General features: G+C 39.2%; 16 protein-coding genes and 2 pseudogenes. 8 read left to right on the forward strand and 10 right to left on the reverse strand.

The genetic code is table 11. The annotated features are described in order from the left end of the window. Positions 1-108 precede the first annotated feature (108 nt). Positions 109-1,170 carry a tRNA preQ1(34) S-adenosylmethionine ribosyltransferase-isomerase QueA gene (gene queA / locus GNP35_RS08725; protein WP_330997752.1) on the reverse strand — a complete coding sequence of 354 codons (1,062 nt, stop codon included), beginning with the start codon at positions 1,168-1,170 and terminating at the stop codon, positions 109-111. A 212-nt stretch (positions 1,171-1,382) separates the two neighbouring features. Here queA and GNP35_RS08730 point away from each other — a divergent pair, with 212 nt between their 5' ends. Then, on the forward strand, positions 1,383-3,809 hold the full coding sequence (locus tag GNP35_RS08730; protein ID WP_196492467.1) for an EAL domain-containing protein: 2,427 nt from the start codon (positions 1,383-1,385) through the stop codon (positions 3,807-3,809). Positions 3,810-3,927: 118 nt separating this feature from the next. Here GNP35_RS08730 and GNP35_RS08735 read toward each other — a convergent pair whose 3' ends face one another. The 5 genes and pseudogenes from GNP35_RS08735 to rplU all read right to left on the reverse strand — a co-directional run bounded on the left by GNP35_RS08735 (position 3,928) and on the right by rplU (position 6,820). Then, entirely contained in the window at positions 3,928-4,299 is a 372-nt protein-coding gene (locus GNP35_RS08735) for a DUF3718 domain-containing protein (protein ID WP_155695738.1), read from the reverse strand. Between the two features lie 80 nt (positions 4,300-4,379). After that, the gene (gene folA / locus GNP35_RS08740) at positions 4,380-4,874 is read right to left on the reverse strand and encodes a type 3 dihydrofolate reductase (RefSeq protein ID WP_155695739.1); all 495 of its coding nucleotides are present in this window, start codon (positions 4,872-4,874) and stop codon (positions 4,380-4,382) included. Positions 4,875-4,945: 71 nt separating this feature from the next. After that, positions 4,946-6,092, reverse strand: a pseudogene (gene cgtA, locus GNP35_RS08745) (Obg family GTPase CgtA). A 140-nt stretch (positions 6,093-6,232) separates the two neighbouring features. Next, positions 6,233-6,490, reverse strand: coding sequence for a 50S ribosomal protein L27 (gene rpmA / locus GNP35_RS08750; RefSeq protein WP_155695740.1), 258 nt, complete (start codon positions 6,488-6,490; stop codon positions 6,233-6,235). 18 nt (positions 6,491-6,508) lie between these two features. Then, positions 6,509-6,820, reverse strand: coding sequence for a 50S ribosomal protein L21 (rplU, locus tag GNP35_RS08755; RefSeq protein ID WP_155695741.1), 312 nt, complete (start codon positions 6,818-6,820; stop codon positions 6,509-6,511). A gap of 242 nt (positions 6,821-7,062) precedes the next feature. On the opposite strand from rplU, the gene ispB reads away from it, so the two are divergent. The 4 genes from ispB (at position 7,063) to GNP35_RS08775 (ending at position 10,081) form a co-directional block, all read left to right on the forward strand. Then, positions 7,063-8,034: an octaprenyl diphosphate synthase gene (ispB, locus tag GNP35_RS08760; protein WP_155695742.1), complete on the forward strand. Its 972-nt coding sequence runs from the start codon at positions 7,063-7,065 to the stop codon at positions 8,032-8,034. A gap of 259 nt (positions 8,035-8,293) precedes the next feature. Further along, positions 8,294-8,962, forward strand: a complete 669-nt coding sequence (locus tag GNP35_RS08765; RefSeq protein WP_155695743.1) for a substrate-binding periplasmic protein — start codon at positions 8,294-8,296, stop codon at positions 8,960-8,962. Between the two features lie 208 nt (positions 8,963-9,170). Next, positions 9,171-9,434: an ArsR family transcriptional regulator gene (locus GNP35_RS16555; RefSeq protein ID WP_414153691.1), complete on the forward strand. Its 264-nt coding sequence runs from the start codon at positions 9,171-9,173 to the stop codon at positions 9,432-9,434. Then, entirely contained in the window at positions 9,431-10,081 is a 651-nt protein-coding gene (locus GNP35_RS08775) for an SdpI family protein (protein WP_155695744.1), read from the forward strand. Before GNP35_RS16555 ends, GNP35_RS08775 begins: the two co-directional genes overlap by 4 nt. A gap of 92 nt (positions 10,082-10,173) precedes the next feature. Here the strand turns inward: GNP35_RS08775 and mdh are convergent. Then, positions 10,174-11,116 (reverse strand): annotated as a pseudogene (mdh, locus tag GNP35_RS08780) (malate dehydrogenase). A 145-nt stretch (positions 11,117-11,261) separates the two neighbouring features. On the opposite strand from mdh, the gene argR reads away from it, so the two are divergent. Next, complete coding sequence (argR, locus tag GNP35_RS08785; protein ID WP_155695745.1) at positions 11,262-11,726, forward strand: transcriptional regulator ArgR; 465 nt, start codon at positions 11,262-11,264, stop codon at positions 11,724-11,726. Between the two features lie 22 nt (positions 11,727-11,748). Here the strand turns inward: argR and GNP35_RS08790 are convergent, their stop codons facing one another. The 3 genes from GNP35_RS08790 to GNP35_RS08800 are packed head-to-tail and all read right to left on the reverse strand — an operon-like array spanning position 11,749 to position 14,111. Further along, positions 11,749-12,204: an NfeD family protein gene (locus tag GNP35_RS08790; protein ID WP_155695746.1), complete on the reverse strand. Its 456-nt coding sequence runs from the start codon at positions 12,202-12,204 to the stop codon at positions 11,749-11,751. Between the two features lie 11 nt (positions 12,205-12,215). Continuing rightward, on the reverse strand, positions 12,216-13,151 hold the full coding sequence (locus GNP35_RS08795) for an SPFH domain-containing protein (protein ID WP_155695747.1): 936 nt from the start codon (positions 13,149-13,151) through the stop codon (positions 12,216-12,218). A 36-nt stretch (positions 13,152-13,187) separates the two neighbouring features. Further along, positions 13,188-14,111, reverse strand: coding sequence for a Dyp-type peroxidase (locus GNP35_RS08800; protein ID WP_155695748.1), 924 nt, complete (start codon positions 14,109-14,111; stop codon positions 13,188-13,190). A gap of 221 nt (positions 14,112-14,332) precedes the next feature. On the opposite strand from GNP35_RS08800, the gene GNP35_RS08805 reads away from it, so the two are divergent. Both GNP35_RS08805 and GNP35_RS08810 read left to right on the forward strand, forming a co-directional pair. Next, on the forward strand, positions 14,333-14,899 hold the full coding sequence (locus GNP35_RS08805; RefSeq protein WP_155695749.1) for a hypothetical protein: 567 nt from the start codon (positions 14,333-14,335) through the stop codon (positions 14,897-14,899). After that, the gene (locus GNP35_RS08810; RefSeq protein WP_155695750.1) at positions 14,899-15,720 is read left to right on the forward strand and encodes a metallophosphoesterase family protein; all 822 of its coding nucleotides are present in this window, start codon (positions 14,899-14,901) and stop codon (positions 15,718-15,720) included. The genes GNP35_RS08805 and GNP35_RS08810 overlap by 1 nt, the downstream gene beginning before the upstream one ends. Positions 15,721-15,915 lie beyond the last annotated feature (195 nt).

Below are 15,915 nucleotides of genomic sequence, written 5' to 3' on the forward strand. Positions count from 1 at the left end.
CGTCTCTTAAATTCTGCTTTAAGTCACTAGTTACCTAGCTTAAATTTGCCGCCATTATATCGAATGCCGGTGCGAAAATCGCCTATTTTGATAGGCAATTCACTACTTTTACTTTGTATTATTTTGCTTAGTTAAAAACATCGCGTCGCCATAACTAAAAAAGCGATACTCATTGGCCACCGCTTCGTTGTAACCGTTTAAGATATTAGCCTTACCAGCAAACGCTGACACTAACATAATCAAGGTGGATTCTGGCAAATGGAAGTTCGTTACCATGGCATCAATTACTTGAAACTCATAACCTGGGTAAATAAAAATATCTGTCTCGCCAGTAAACGGTTTTAAGTCCGAAATCTTGCCGTCTTCCATACCACTTTTCCAAGCAGCTGACTCTAACGAACGAACCGATGTAGTACCAACAGCAATGACACGTTTACCGTTACTTTTTGTTTCTTGAATAGCCTTTACAACTAATTCAGGAACATCTGCATACTCTGAATGCATTTTATGGTCGGTCACACTATCAACGCGAATAGACTGGAAAGTACCAGCCCCAACGTGAAGCGTTACAAATGCCGTATTAACGCCTTTGGCTCTTATTTTTTCTAGTAGGGCATCGGTGAAATGCAATCCCGCCGTTGGCGCAGCAACTGCTCCAGGCTTATCGTTGTAAACCGTTTGGTAACGTTCTTTATCGTCTTCAGTATCAGGCCTGTCAATGTAAGGCGGTAGTGGCATATGACCATCTGATTCTAAAATCTCTAAAACTTTACTGTCATCACCAAAGTGAAGCTCAAACAAGTCATTGTGACGGGCGACCATAGTTGCAGATGAACCACCTTCAAAGTCGATAACATTGCCAGGTTTAGGCGCTTTATTTGCTCTAACGTGTGCTAAAACGCTGTGTTCGTCCAACATTCTTTCCACTAAGATTTCAACTTTACCGCCCGTTGACTTCTGACCAAACATTCGGGCAGGAATGACACGCGTATCGTTAAAAATCAATAGATCACCAGGTTCTACTAATTCAACAATATCAGCAAAGTTACGGTGATTGATATCACCACTATTACCATCAAGTTGCATCAAACGACTCGCTGTACGCTCAGCTTTAGGCGCCTTAGCAATTAACTGCTCTGGTAATTCAAAATGAAAATCAGCGACTTGCACTTTAGACCTCAACATCATAAAAAATTTGGTGGGTATTGTACCAGTGTTTTTGACCTTACCCCACAAAAACAGACTGTTTACAAAGAGATCACTTGTTAAATTGAGTTTTAGTTTATACAGTTAGGTGAGTTTATTTTTATATGGTTGATTCGATGTCCAAGCTGTTGCCGTTATTACTTATTTCACCAAACTTCCATACTAAAAGATTACTGATGCAAAAAATTAGTAACCTGCAACTTTTCGATATTGATGTAGTCCCTGATAGTGAAACGGCAATTGAGCATTTAAAGCAAACCAAGTATCAGTTTATTATCTCCGAAATTTCAATTGGTAAGGTAGATGGTTGGAGCCTTTCGAGTTTAATTCGCTCTGACATTTATCAATGTGATAAACAAATACCTATTGTATTAATAACCGATACACACTGCGAGCGAATCGCCGAGGCCACGGCTAAATCCTTTGGCATTAACGCTGTAGTAACCACGGAAGAAATTGCTAGATTAAATGAGATTTTAGCAGATGCTTTTTCTAGCCAAATCCCAGTAAACACAAGACTGACCACCCTTTCCGTTATTAGTGACCCAGCTCTTAGTGACCAGTTAAACAACCTTTTTTCTAGCAAGTTTGTTACCGTTGAAGCAGAGAGTGCAAAGCAAGGTCTGGCGATTATTAGACAGCAAAATGTTGATCTTGTAGTTATTGATAGTGATCTTGAAAACGACGCGACACTTGCACTGTTAAATACCATCAGGCAAGAAAAGCCAGAATTATCAGTGGTTGTCATTGTTCCTAAAAACGATACAAGCCGTGCGGAGTTTTATATGATCCACGGCGCAAGTGACTTTATTTACAACCCGATTAACGTATCCAGAATTATTAATGTTTGTGAACGAGCTGCACAACGAAATGACTTTATTATTAGTAACAAGCAGTTTGCAGAAAAAGTAACGTTACTTGAGTTGAGCAAACAAAAGTTTCAAAACTTGTCTGATGCACATACTAAACTGCTTGAAAATCTGAGCTCCGTTGTATTAGAACTAGATACAACCGGTAGAATTAAATTTGTTAATAAGGCTTGGGAGGCACTAACTGGATATAGTATTGAAGATTCACTTAACCTTCCTCTTGTTGAGTTTATTGAGTTTGACGAACTAGGATCACAGCGTTTTAATCACCAATTGAATGGCATTTTAATGCAGTCTGTCACAAGTACGACCGCTGAGCTAAAAATTAAAACAGTGAAAAACAATTCAGTTTGGGTAGAAATCCGTTTACATCAACTTTACATGGATGGTTTTGTACAAGGCATTACGGCTACCTTAGATAATATTGATGACCGAAAACAAGCAGAGGAAAAGTTACAACACCTTGCATTGCACGATACGTTAACTGGCCTTTATAACCGCTACTATTTTGACAATGAATTGAGTCGACTAACTCTGTTAGCTTCACGCGGTAAAGAAACCCACAGTTTGTTATACATCGATTTAGATCACTTTAAGGTTATCAATGATACTGAAGGTCATCAAATGGGTGATTTAGTATTAAAAGAAGTAGCCCAAATCCTAACATTAAGACTGCGACAGTCCGACATCTTGTGTCGTGTTGGTGGTGACGAATTCATAATACTTTTAGCTGAAACAAAACTACAGAATGCTATTAATATTGGCGAAAGTATCTGCCAACAAATAGCCGCTGCTCATTTTCAGTTTGGGAATACAACTTATAAAATTAGCGCATCAATAGGCGTGTCTGAAATTGACGGTGTATCGACACCTGCGGAATACCTAAGGCAAGCCGACATTGCACTTTACGTTGCCAAAAAGAAAGGTAGAAATAGGACTCATAGCTATGAAACTGATGATGTGGATTCTACAAAGCAACTAGACAATATGAAATGGGTGCAAAAGCTTCAGCAAGCCGTCATTGATGATCAACTTGTGATGCACTTTCAGCCTGTTTGGGACTACAAAAATGACTGCGTGGGTTACTTTGAAGCGCTCGTTCGTCTTCAAATTAACGAATCTATTACCTACCCTAACGAGTTTATTCCTGCCTTGGAACGTGCAGAGGATGTTAGTTTCTTAGATCATCAGGTGATTAACAAAACGATCAAACTTATTAAAGAAAACCCAGGTTTACACAAAGTAGCAATAAATCTATCTGGTCAAGCGTTCTCAGATGAAAGGCTGTTGCCCTTGATCAAGGAAAAGCTATCCTTTTATCAGGTATCAGGAGAGCGCATTATATTTGAACTGACCGAGTCTGCTAGTTTAACGAATGTCAGTGGCACCAGAAGAATGATTGAACAGCTGAGCTTAATAGGATGTCAATTTTCGATTGATGACTTTGGTACTGGCTTTAGTACTTTTTCTTACCTTAAAGAGTTACCCGCGCACTCCGTAAAAATTGACGGCAGTTTTGTAAAAGATATGATTTCTAGTGATATAGATCGAACATTAGTTACTGCTATTGCTAATGTTGCTAAGGTTTTGAAAAAGCACAGTGTTGCTGAGTTTGTTGAAACAAAAGAGATATTTAACCACCTTGATGATATCGGCGTGACTTACGCACAGGGCTATTATATTAGCAAGCCGTTGCCACTTTCTGATGCCCTTAAATTTAAGTTCACTCCTTAAAAACGCAAGAATAAGTAACGTAAGTAGACAAACCTTTTGATAACTTAACTTTTGTCTGGGTTTTCAGGCATAAAAAAAGCTGCTCAAGCAGCTTTTTTTTATTTTTAGAGATTAACGATTAACGTTTTGCAATTGCTTTCGCAATATCTGAATCACCAAAACCATTAGCAGCAGCCCAGTCTAAATCGCCTGAACTTGCAAAGTGAGAAGCTGGCATACGCTTAACCATAAATACGCCTACCGCTTTTGCATTTTTTTGCATTGCATAACGAACTAAAGGTTCACCACCACAAGTAACACCATCATAAATATTTCTTAATTTAACACCAGCGTTCTTCAGCTTTTTGCGAAAACGACCTTTATTGTCGCTCGCTACGTTGTCACAAACACCCGCTAAGAAAGACGCTACGTCGTTTGCTTTAGCCGGTGCACTTACCGACATTACGCTCAACAATACGACAGTTGATAAAAAAGCTACAATTGACTTCATTTTGATTCTCTTTTTTTAAATTTTCTGAACACTACCACAGAATTTTAGTATATCAAGTCCAACCATTGCTGAAAAGTTTATCATTCAAACTTCTGCAATGTTACGAACTCATAATTGTATTGGTTTTTTTCGTCTGACAAGTGGCTTTCTTGTTCAACTTTTTTCCAGTTTCCAACTTCAGACCAGTCAGGAAACACAGTATCGCCTTTAACGTCCAAATCTATAAACGTAAGATATAGAGTGTCAGCCTTCGGCAGGAACTGTTTATATATGTTACCACCACCTATAACCATTACCTCTTCAACACCTGCCACTAAAGCTAATGCAGAGTCGGTACTATTAACCGAAGTAACGCCGTCAAAGTGCCAATTATCATCTCGCGTCACTACAATATTTTGCCTACCTGGCAGCGGCCTACCAATTGACTCAAAAGTTTTTCGCCCCATGATAACTGGTTTGCCTAACGTTACCTTTTTAAAGTGTTTAAGATCTGCTGGCATATGCCAAGGCATGTCATTGTCTTTACCAATAATACGATTTTTGGCCATTGCTGCTATAAGTGATATTTTTGTCATAAGTCCGCTGTATAAAAAAGCCTTCCGAATAGGAAGGCTATAATAGATAATTCTAGACTAGTTATAAACTATTAAGGTTTATAAATTACTTCAACGTCGTAGTCGTCTTCGTTCCAATCATCGTCGTCATCTTCATCGTGTTCATCCATAGCCGTGTTGTGGTATGAGTCCCACTGGAAGTCGACTTTCTCTTCTTCCTTCGTCATAGCTTCACGAGGCATGTCTTCTAGCGCGTCAGATAAATCATTGCAAAGCTCTTTAGTGTTTAAACCTTGAGATGCTGATATCTGATAAATTGGACCTTCCCAACCTATCTGTTCAGCAATTTCTTTACAACGTTCATTAGCTTCATCTTCCGGCATCAAATCAATTTTGTTAAATACTAACCAACGAGGTTTAGCCGCTAACTTTTCGCTATATTGCTCCAATTCCCCAACAATGACTTTGGCATTTTCAACTGGATCTGAACCATCTATAGGTAAAATATCAATAAGATGAAGTAATACTCTACAACGTTCTAAATGACGTAAAAATCTGATCCCTAGACCAGCGCCATCAGCTGCGCCTTCTATCAAACCAGGAATATCAGCGACAACAAAAGAATTACCTGCACGCACAACTCCTAGGTTAGGTACCAGAGTTGTAAATGGATAATCGGCTACTTTGGGTTTTGCTGCTGAAACCGAACGAATAAACGTTGATTTACCAGCATTTGGTAGACCCAACATACCTACATCGGCAAGCAATAATAGCTCAAGCTGTAAGTTACGGATTTCACCTTGCGTACCATTAGTTTTTTGACGAGGAGCTCGGTTTACACTGCTTTTAAAACGAGTATTTCCTAAACCATGGAAACCGCCTTTTGCAACTAATAGCTTTTGGTCAACTCTTGTTAAGTCACCAATTATCTCGCCAGTATCTAAATCTCTTGCACGAGTACCAACTGGTACTCTTAAGATACAATCTTCACCACGAGAAACCTGTACATTGACGACCTTTGCCATTCTCACCGCGCTGAGCTGTATGGAAACGCTCAAAACGGTAGTCTATTAACGTATTCAACCCTTCGTCAGCTAGCAAATAAACGTCGCCACCGTCGCCACCATCGCCGCCGTCTGGGCCACCCATGGGAACATATTTTTCACGACGGAAAGAAACGGCACCATTACCACCATCTCCGGCGTCGACTTTTATTTCAACTTCATCTACAAATTTCATTTTAGCCAACTAACTCTTTGATTAAATCACTTGTAACTATAAGACTGAAGCGCTAAGTCTGCCAGTCTGCTACTACTATGTTTTTAACAAACAAAAAACCCCGCAATAGCGGGGTTTCAAATTTGTAACTACCGTCAGCCTTATTCAGCTACGATGCTTACGTATTTACGGTTAAGAGGACCTTTAACGTCGAATTTTACTTTACCGTCTGAAGTAGCGAACAACGTGTGATCACGACCCATACTAACGTTTGTGCCAGCGTGGAATTTAGTACCACGTTGACGAACGATAATGTTACCAGACAATACTGATTCGCCACCAAAACGCTTAACACCTAAACGTTTGCTTTCTGAATCACGACCGTTACGAGTACTACCACCAGCCTTTTTATGTGCCATTTTTAAGTACCTTCTTAATTAAGCGTTAATGCCTGTAATCTTCACTTCAGTGAACCATTGACGATGGCCCGCTTGTTTACGTGAATGCTTACGACGTTTAAATTTAACGATTTTAATCTTCTCACCACGACCGTGAGAAACAACTTCAGCTGAAACCTTTCCACCAGCAACTATTGGACTACCGACTTTAACATCGTCACCGTTAGCAACTAATAACACCTGATCAAACTCAACTGTAGAACCAGTTTCTACGTCAAGTTTTTCTAGACGAATGGTTTGGCCTTCAGCAACACGGTGTTGTTTACCACCACTTTGGAATACCGCGTACATATTACTCCGTCTCCTGTGCGCTTTTCGCACAAATTAATTCTGTAAAACAGGGCGCGAATTCTAAATGACTACGGCCATCAGCGCAAGTGTAATTTGCCTTTAATTTAATAAAAGTTTGTATTTTGCGAATTTGCCCACTTATATCCTTCAATTATTGGACTTAATCGATAATTTTTTGGGTATTTTTTGTTTGTCAGGTAAACTGCGGTCTCAAAATCATAAGCAACCAAAAACTGCGGTACATGAATATAAAAAACATTCTCGAACTGGCTGAAAATGACATGCAAGAAGTAAACGCATGCATAGCAGCGCAATTAAAATCTGATGTCGCTTTAATTAACCAATTAGGGATGTATATCGTTAATAGTGGTGGCAAACGAATAAGGCCCATGCTGACTGTTTTGGCTGCCCAGGCTCTTGGTTATAAAGGTGATAAGCATCACACTTTAGCTGCAATCATAGAGTTTATTCATACTGCTACACTACTGCACGATGATGTAGTAGACGAGTCTACTCTGCGCAGAGGAAAGGAAACAGCAAACGCTGTTTTTGGTAATCAAGCCAGTGTTTTGGTTGGTGACTTTTTATATACCCGCTCTTTCCAGATGATGGTAACGCTAGACTCAATGCGAGTCATGAATATTTTGGCAGATGCTACAAACACAATTTCTGAAGGCGAGGTTTTACAGTTAATGAACTGTAATGATCCAGATACCACAGAAAAAAGTTACTTTGATGTTATCTATGGCAAAACAGCCCGTTTATTTGAAGCTGCGACTCAGTTAGCTGCAATCATTTCTGGTGCGAATGAGAACATTGAGAAAGCCATGCAGCTTTACGGCATGCATTTAGGCACCGCATTCCAGTTAATTGACGATGTTATGGATTACAGTTCTGATGCCGACGATATGGGAAAAAATGTAGGCGATGATCTTGCAGAAGGGAAACCAACATTACCTTTGCTTTACGCAATGTGGAATGGCAATGAGCAACAAACTGCACTCATAAAAGACGCCATAGAAAATGCAAATGGAATGGACAACTTTGACGCTATCATGTTGGCATTAAAGGAAACTAAAGCCATTGAATACGTTACTGAAAAAGCCGAAATAGAAGCAGATAAAGCAATTGAAGCATTATCTTTGATTCAGGACAATCCATTTAAACAAGCATTAATAGGCTTAGCCCATACTGCCGTAAATCGCACAGCCTAATAAACATCGGCCTGATAATCTATAGCTCCTCAGGCCGCCTCCACTAATTACCTAATAAATAAAGTAATACGACAGTATTAAAACCATCTATAGTTAAATAAATGCACCCATTTCTGTTATTTAATTTTTAACTAGGTTTACCAGCTATGAACGTCTTGATATCTCTGTTGGTTTTGTTGTGCTTGGTTACTAGCTGCAAACTTGAAGCCTTACCAACCCCAAAAAATCTAAAACACATAACGATATACTCTACTATGACTTGGGCCAGACAGGCGGTTGGATTCCATATCAGAAAGGTGCTAATGCCGGTAGTATTGGTGTGTTTGAAGAAGTGATAAATCGCATTTCTAATATTTCTGGCATTCCTTTTAAATCTGTTAACTTTCCTCCTAAACGAGCGGAAAAAGCACTTCTTAGTGGCTTAGTTGACTTTGATTTTATGTGTTTAGAGTGGTTTACAAATGGTATTGATGAATCTAAGTTTGTGGTTACTGAGCCCATCTTCCAAATATCAGAAATGTTTGTTGTAAAAAAAGCAACTCAGCATAATCTCACCTCCCCTCATTCATACTTTGGTAAAGACATTGGTACTATCGCGGGATATTTTTATCTTAATGACAACAAATTTAATCGAATCGATTTTTTAAATGAGCAACAAGTTATTTTAGGTTTAAAGAACGATCGGTTCGGAGTCGCTATTCTTGAGCGGGAAGTAGCCCGACACTGGGCTAAAGTGCATGACGTTGATATTGATTTCCCTCTGGTTCATACCACTGGGTTAATTCGATTACGTCTTCGTATTGAGAACTTAATACACCTTAAAAAAATAAATGAGGCCATAATTACCATACGAAAAAATGGAGACTTAAGAGACATTCTCAACAAGCATGCTTTAACTTCACACATTCCCAATGAGAATGACGAGTAGCGTTTAACCTCCTTCTCAAAATATCTTCGCGGAATAAACCAATCTGTTTATTTTTCTATTTGTTTTTCTATTTTTTTTCTATTTATTTAATGACCAGCCTGTTATTTCGTAAAAAACCGAAATAACACTTGTTTACTTTTTGTTATTTCGGTAAGTTACGAAATACAGATTATAAATAAAGGTAATTTATGGCTGATATTTATCAAGCATTGTCGAGCCCTGTAAGGCGGGAGATCTTAGCTATGCTAAAAAAGAAGATCTCACTGCTGGCGATATTTCCGAGCAAATAGATATCGCAAAATCTACATTGTCAGGTCACTTCAATGTCTTAAAGGAGGCTGGACTTGTCGTAACCGTTAAGTCAGGAACCACCATTACATATTCACTTAATACCTCTGTAGTTGAAGAGTTAATGAGTGGGTTAATAAACTTGTTTGGTAGTAATAGTAAAAATGAAAAGGACAACGTATGAATTCAGTAAAGGTTAGTATCTTAATTACACTTGCCACCGTTATTGCGAGTGTAGCAACACTGGTTAACCTCCCAGAGGGTTTAACTCTTCCTATCCATTGGAACATAAATGGAGAAGTAGATCGCTTCGCTGATGCGACTCACGCTCTATTAATGCCGCCTGCCATTATGATTGGTACACTGACATTGTTGTTCGTGCTTAAATATATTGAGCCTAGAAAACAGAACTTACTAGATTCACTCCAAGCCGCAAAAGCCATAATAACGGCTATCATCGTATTTTTTGCGGTGATTGAAGCAAGCTATATCGCTTTGATAATGGGCGTTGATTTTGAAATGCATAAAGTTATTTTGTCAGCCGTAGGTGCATTATTCATAGTAACTGGAAACTACATGACTAAAACGAGAAGCAACTTTTTTATTGGAATAAAAACACCCTGGACACTAAGTAGTGACAGTGTTTGGAAAAAGACTCATCGACTAGGTGGGAAACTATTCATGATCGCAGGTTTACTCATCATTGTTCTAATTCCTCTTATCGACAATCAAGTCCTAAAGTTCGTTCTTCCCATAGTGGTGCTTCCAGCCGCGCTTATTCCCGTTGCGTACTCTTGGTGGGCCTGGAGGCAGGAGCAGGAGCAAAGCTAGTAATACAGACAAGTAGAATAACGTCTTACAATAATTCAGATATAAAAAAAGCACCCTAAGGTGCTTTTTCTTTAATATAAACAGGCAGTATATTACTTACCGTTTACAAACTCTTCACCAAGAGTAATGTCGCCACGTAAGCCTTCAATCATGTCAGCTTTACATTTTTCTTCAAAGTCGCTTAGGTCGCCATAGTGGAAAATCTCTTCAACACCATTCTTACCAATTAGTACTGGCTGAGCAAAGAAGCGCGCATCTTCACTGTTCACTTCAACATATGTGTATTCAAATACGTCGTCTTCACCATTAATTGCGTCAACAAGGCTTAAGCAGAAACGAGCTGCTGCAAGACCCATTGATAAAGTAGCAGAAACCGCCACCCGCTTTTGCTTCAACAACTTCAGTACCCGCATTCTGGATACGGTGAGTCAGTTTCTCAAGCTCTTCTTGAGTGAACTCAGCACCTTCAACTTGAGAAAGAAGAGGTAAAATTGTAGTACCGCTGTGACCACCAATTACTGGAACAACGATATCTTCACAGTTTAGGCCTTTTGCTTCAGCAACAAATGCTTCTGCACGGATTACGTCTAGCGTAGTAACACCAAATAATTTAGCTGGGTTGTACTTGCCTTTCGCTTTTAAAGTTTCAGCAGCAATAGCAACCGTTGTATTAACAGGGTTAGTGATAATTGCTGTCATTGCTTCTGGGCAATGGTCTGCAATGCCTTCAACTAATGTCTTAACGATACCCGCATTGATATTAAATAAATCAGAGCGATCCATACCCGGCTTACGAGGTACGCCAGCAGGGATTAAAACAATATCTGCACCAATTAATGCTTTGTCTAACGCATCTGCACCAAAACCTTCAACTTTTACTTGAGTTGGGATGTGGCTTAAGTCAACGGCAACACCTGGAACAACCGGTGCTACGTCATATAATGCTAATTCAGAACCCGCAGGCAACTGAGTTTTAAGTAATAGCGATAAAGCCTGACCGATACCACCAGCGGCACCTAATACTGCAACTTTCATATTAATCTCCAATTTTAATCAATGATCGAGAAGTAAATTTTGCCGCAACCATACTGAAAGTTCGGCGAAAACTCAATTCGCAATTAGTATTATATGTTGAAATGCATTAAAATTCCGCTCGAGTAGCTGGCAAGGAAAAAATACAATGGCGCAAAACAAGCAAGAAGCATTAATCAAAGCATTTAAAGAACTTTTAAACGAAGAACGATTCGGTTCACAGATAGATATCGTCGACGCATTAAAAAATCAAGGTTTTGACAATATTAGTCAATCAAAGGTATCTCGTCTACTTACTCGTTTTGGCGCGGTGCGCACACGTAATGCGAAACAAGAAATGGTCTATTGCCTTCCAGCTGAGCTTGGGATGCCTACTGCAAAAAGCCCACTTCGCCAATTAGTTTTGGATATCAACCACAATGAAGCAATGGTTATTATAAAAACAAGCCCTGGTGCTGCTCAGCTTATTGCACGTTTATTAGATTCTGTAGGTAAAGCGGAAGGTGTATTAGGAACAATCGCGGGTGATGACACTATTTTCATAGCGCCATTAAAGGTTAGCGAAATTGAGTACACCTTAAATAACGTAAGAACATTATTCGAAACGGTGTAACTCAACCTCATCTATCGTTGTGTTACTTGCCTAATGACTTGACCGTCATCATTCCAACTTGAATGTCGGTCACTTCAACTTGAGTTCCAGCCACCAACTCTTCGTCACTCTCAATTCTCCAAGTAATACCTGAGTACTGATAGCTACCTGCACTTTCTGGGCTAACGCCCGTCTCTAGCCTAAACTGGTGACCAAATAAGTCTGAGTGAACATTTGTTTTTGGCTGAGACTTTTGCAGTTTAGTTAATGGTTTCCACAGCAGTGCGCTGTATAAACCTGATAAAACGGCGATAGATAATGACAACATCGTCCAGCTATCGGTGATAATACCAAAATGAAGTAAAATCCCCGTCGTTAATACGGCTAGACCTACTAGCGTTAAAAAGAACGTAGCAAATCCAAGTAACACTATGTCTATTGCCGCCATTATCACACCGGCGGCCATTAACATTTGTGCTGTGTTTTCAAAAAAAGTCATAACGGCTCCTGTTAGCTTTTATTCATCGTGCCAATAATGCTCATAGCTTGAGCTACCATGCTACTAGCGTCTGTTGCATTGTCTGGTAAAAGTACAATTGAAGATTCTTTAGCAATGGCCTCTTTCGCGCCAATCGCTTTAGTTGCTAAATCTAATTGTATCGCCTTTTGGCCTTGTTCAGTTTTGGCAACGTTACCAACGGTTTCTAAGGCCTCTGCTTGGGCAACAGCCACTTGCATAATAGCTTTAGCTTCACCTTCAGCTTTTAATATTTGTTCTAACTTTTCAGCTTCAGCAGCAAGTACTTGAGCTTGCTTTTGGCCTTCTGCAACGTTAATTGCTGCTTGACGATCACCTTCAGACTCTAAAACTTGAGCACGCTTTTCACGCTCAGCTTTCATCTGACGTTCCATCGCTTCCATTACAGACTGCGGTGGAACTATGTCTTTTATTTCATAACGTAAAACCTGTACACCCCAAGGTGCAGCGGCATCGTTTATCGCCGCAACGATATTAGTATTTAAAGAGTCTCTCTCTTCAAACGTTTTATCGAGTTCCATTTTACCTATTTCACTACGCATAGTAGTTTGCGATAACTGGATAACGGCAAATACATAGTCATCAACGCCATAAGACGCTTTGTACGGGTCTAAAACACGGAAATACAATACACCATCAACAATTAAAGAGATGTTGTCTCTTGTGATAGCTGATTGCCCTGGAACATCAACTGCTTGCTCTTTAAGTGAACGATCGTAGGCAACAACATCGATAAACGGCACAAGAAAGTTTAAACCGGCTTCGATAGATTTATTGAATTTACCAAAACGCTCAATAACGTATGCTCTGTTTTGAGGAACAAATTTAATTGAAGATTTTAGGAGTATTATTACAAGTATTAGGAGTGCAAACTCTACAGAGATCACAGCGTTTAGTATTTCATTCATGAGAATTCCTTTTTCGACGATAAAAGTTTTTATATGTTAACCAAGATTACCCTGATTGATTAAGTAATCAATAGACGGAGCAAAAAAGGCGGCGCCAGTTTCGGCTGTAGTGTAATTAAGTAAGTGATCATAATTTCCCTCATCGCTACCAAAAACCATATTGGCCAAAATTCGCTCAAAGCTATCTTGGATTGCACAATATGAAATAAATAGTAGACCTTGAGTAGAAAGGTTTCCGTAAGGCATGCTCTGCCTTAGAATTTGTATTGGATTTCCATCGGTATCAAAGCAACGGGCTCTATATGTATGAGCTGTTTCTGGTAACTCTTCTTGGCTTACTCTTGCATTGTCACTTTTACAACGACCTATAATTAATTCCTGCTCTTCCGTCGGTATCCCTTGCCAGCGATTGATATTGTGACGAAAACGCTGAACATGGACATAACTGCCATTATTAAACGGCCCAGGGGTATTAATTAGGGCGACATTCCGACGTTGACGTCCTTTTGCATTGGCCGTCCCTTTGACAAAACCAGTGAGATCACGACCATCCAAATACCTAAAACAAGGCACTTGTTCAATAAGCTCTATCATTTCACCAAATAGGTTCATGACACGTCGACTCGCTATATAGTTAACATCATGTCGGTCTGATCGCAGTTGGAAAAAAAGATCAACCGGCACGGCAGGCATGTGCCTATCTTCATGATGCATTGACGGAAAAGGTTTTAAATCGGTAGGTTTATTACTTGGATAGAGTTCGGACCAAAAATTAGCACCTATAGCAACGACACCACTGAACATAGCTTCGGAAAATTGTTCATTAATTTCATCAAATAATGCGGGTAACTGACTTAATGCTTCTCTAATTGCAGGTTCATAGCCTTCATGGGTATTAAAAAACAAGTGCAAACCATGCAAATTTGCTTCACTGCATATGCCCCACTGTTCTCTCGACATTCGAAACCCTATCTCTACAATTTTTTCTTATTTTAAATACATTTAAGTAAAAGTGAACTAAATTATCAGGCTCACCACTTTGAATTATAGTTTACCTTTGTCACATTCAAAGTATATACAGATTTAATCGACCTCCTAACTAAATTAACGGTAAAACTTGCGCTAACTTTGCGATAACATACTGACCAGTTGGTTTTTGGATTGGAATTGAACACGTTTTTATGCAACGAATTTTACTACTGCTTATATTGCTTGCTCCGCTTGCACACGCAAACGAGTCTCCTTTCGAATGGGAAATACAAACCGGCGCACTAAAAGGCTCTGTACATGCTGCTATTGGTTATGAATTGGCTAGCAAGCACTTTGTATCTCTTGGACTAGGTTATGTACCCTCAGAGTCAGATAGAGATGCGTTTAATATCTACAGTTTGAATTATATGTACCGAGGCACAACTGAGTATTCTTTTAGCGCTTGGGATAACGAAATTAATTTAAAGCCTATCAATTTCGGTGTTTCCACAATTTATGCTGATCACGAGGCCTTGTTCTTTTCTTTACCTGATGGAATACCAAGTGGTTACTATGCACCAACTGCATTAAGAATTTTATTTGAATATGAGCTGGCGGCAGAAATTTCCAGCGACACTGACGTCTTTATTAAATGGTCTGTACTCGATGTTGGTTTGATAAATTACGCCAGAAACTATTCTTTTTATAGAGACAATTATGAACTTCTAGGACTGGCTGGCATATCTAGCTGGGGTGTTGGAATAAGGAAAGCATTTTAATGAAACTAATAAAGCAAATTTCCACGCTTGTAATTTCTACGCTTTTACTCAGTGCTTGTGATTATGAGTTATCTCCATGGGAAACCGATGCCCATTGTCCTGGCATGACGATTTCTGAAAACCTAAAGTGGCTTAAAGAAGTAGAGTCAACTATCGATCCTGCAGCGGATTTCCAGTTTGCTATCGTTGGAGATCCCCAACAGTTTCCAAAAGACTTAGAAAACACCATTGAGCGTTTAAACAAAAATGACTCAATAAAGTTCATCGTATTACTTGGTGATATTGCAGAAACAGGTATAGCCCAAGAGTTTGAGTGGGCCTGCAAAGCTTTAGAAAAAACGACAAAACCAATATTAAGTGTGGTGGGTAATCATGACGGTTTGTCTTTTGGACAGGAAATTTGGCGGAATACTTTTGGCCCATTTGATTACAGCTTTACCTTTTTAGAGACTAAATTTATTGCTTTTAATAATAACCAATATGAATTCGAAAACGTTCCGGACGTAAGCTGGATTGAAGCTGAAGCTGCGGTTAATGAAGACGAGAAACGCAATCACACCATCGCCATGTCTCACATAAAACCGTGGGAAAATCAGCCAACCCTCAGTGCCACACTTAAAGAGGCAGGTATAGATTATACGTTCCATACCCATGACCACAAATTTATTCATTTTCAAGACTCAGACATTATGCTGCCTCATCACGTAACAGCGAACAACTTAGGGCAGCAACATGCAATCGTGACCATAACGCCTGAAACTATTGAGGTAGAAGATTGTGCACCCGCATGTGAATTATCTTTCCCTACAACGCGAAATTAAAAATAACTGCTAAAATAATCAAAGAATAAAGCTGTTGATTGTCATATTAATGAAATATTTAGCAGCTTTATTTAATAAAAATGTCACTTAAAATGCCTATTGAAATATTTCTGTAACATTTCTGTAGTTTAATTGCGGCATTGAAGTTGGCATCCCAACTTATATTTAATTTCAAACTTCCTTGACGGGCAAAAA

Origin of the sequence: Psychrosphaera haliotis, assembly GCF_009728465.1 — a bacterium.
Classification (GTDB): domain Bacteria; phylum Pseudomonadota; class Gammaproteobacteria; order Enterobacterales; family Alteromonadaceae; genus Psychrosphaera; species Psychrosphaera haliotis.

Coding starts and splice junctions, on each gene's coding strand:
- GNP35_RS08730 (WP_196492467.1), top strand. CDS start 1,383: ATGCAAAAAATTAGTAACCTGCAACTTTTCGATATTGATGTAGTCCCT.
- GNP35_RS08735 (WP_155695738.1), bottom strand. CDS start 4,299: ATGAAGTCAATTGTAGCTTTTTTATCAACTGTCGTATTGTTGAGCGTA.
- folA (WP_155695739.1), bottom strand. CDS start 4,874: ATGACAAAAATATCACTTATAGCAGCAATGGCCAAAAATCGTATTATT.
- rpmA (WP_155695740.1), bottom strand. CDS start 6,490: ATGGCACATAAAAAGGCTGGTGGTAGTACTCGTAACGGTCGTGATTCA.
- rplU (WP_155695741.1), bottom strand. CDS start 6,820: ATGTACGCGGTATTCCAAAGTGGTGGTAAACAACACCGTGTTGCTGAA.
- ispB (WP_155695742.1), top strand. CDS start 7,063: ATGAATATAAAAAACATTCTCGAACTGGCTGAAAATGACATGCAAGAA.
- GNP35_RS08775 (WP_155695744.1), top strand. CDS start 9,431: ATGAATTCAGTAAAGGTTAGTATCTTAATTACACTTGCCACCGTTATT.
- argR (WP_155695745.1), top strand. CDS start 11,262: ATGGCGCAAAACAAGCAAGAAGCATTAATCAAAGCATTTAAAGAACTT.
- GNP35_RS08790 (WP_155695746.1), bottom strand. CDS start 12,204: ATGACTTTTTTTGAAAACACAGCACAAATGTTAATGGCCGCCGGTGTG.
- GNP35_RS08795 (WP_155695747.1), bottom strand. CDS start 13,151: ATGAATGAAATACTAAACGCTGTGATCTCTGTAGAGTTTGCACTCCTA.
- GNP35_RS08800 (WP_155695748.1), bottom strand. CDS start 14,111: ATGTCGAGAGAACAGTGGGGCATATGCAGTGAAGCAAATTTGCATGGT.
- GNP35_RS08805 (WP_155695749.1), top strand. CDS start 14,333: ATGCAACGAATTTTACTACTGCTTATATTGCTTGCTCCGCTTGCACAC.
- GNP35_RS08810 (WP_155695750.1), top strand. CDS start 14,899: ATGAAACTAATAAAGCAAATTTCCACGCTTGTAATTTCTACGCTTTTA.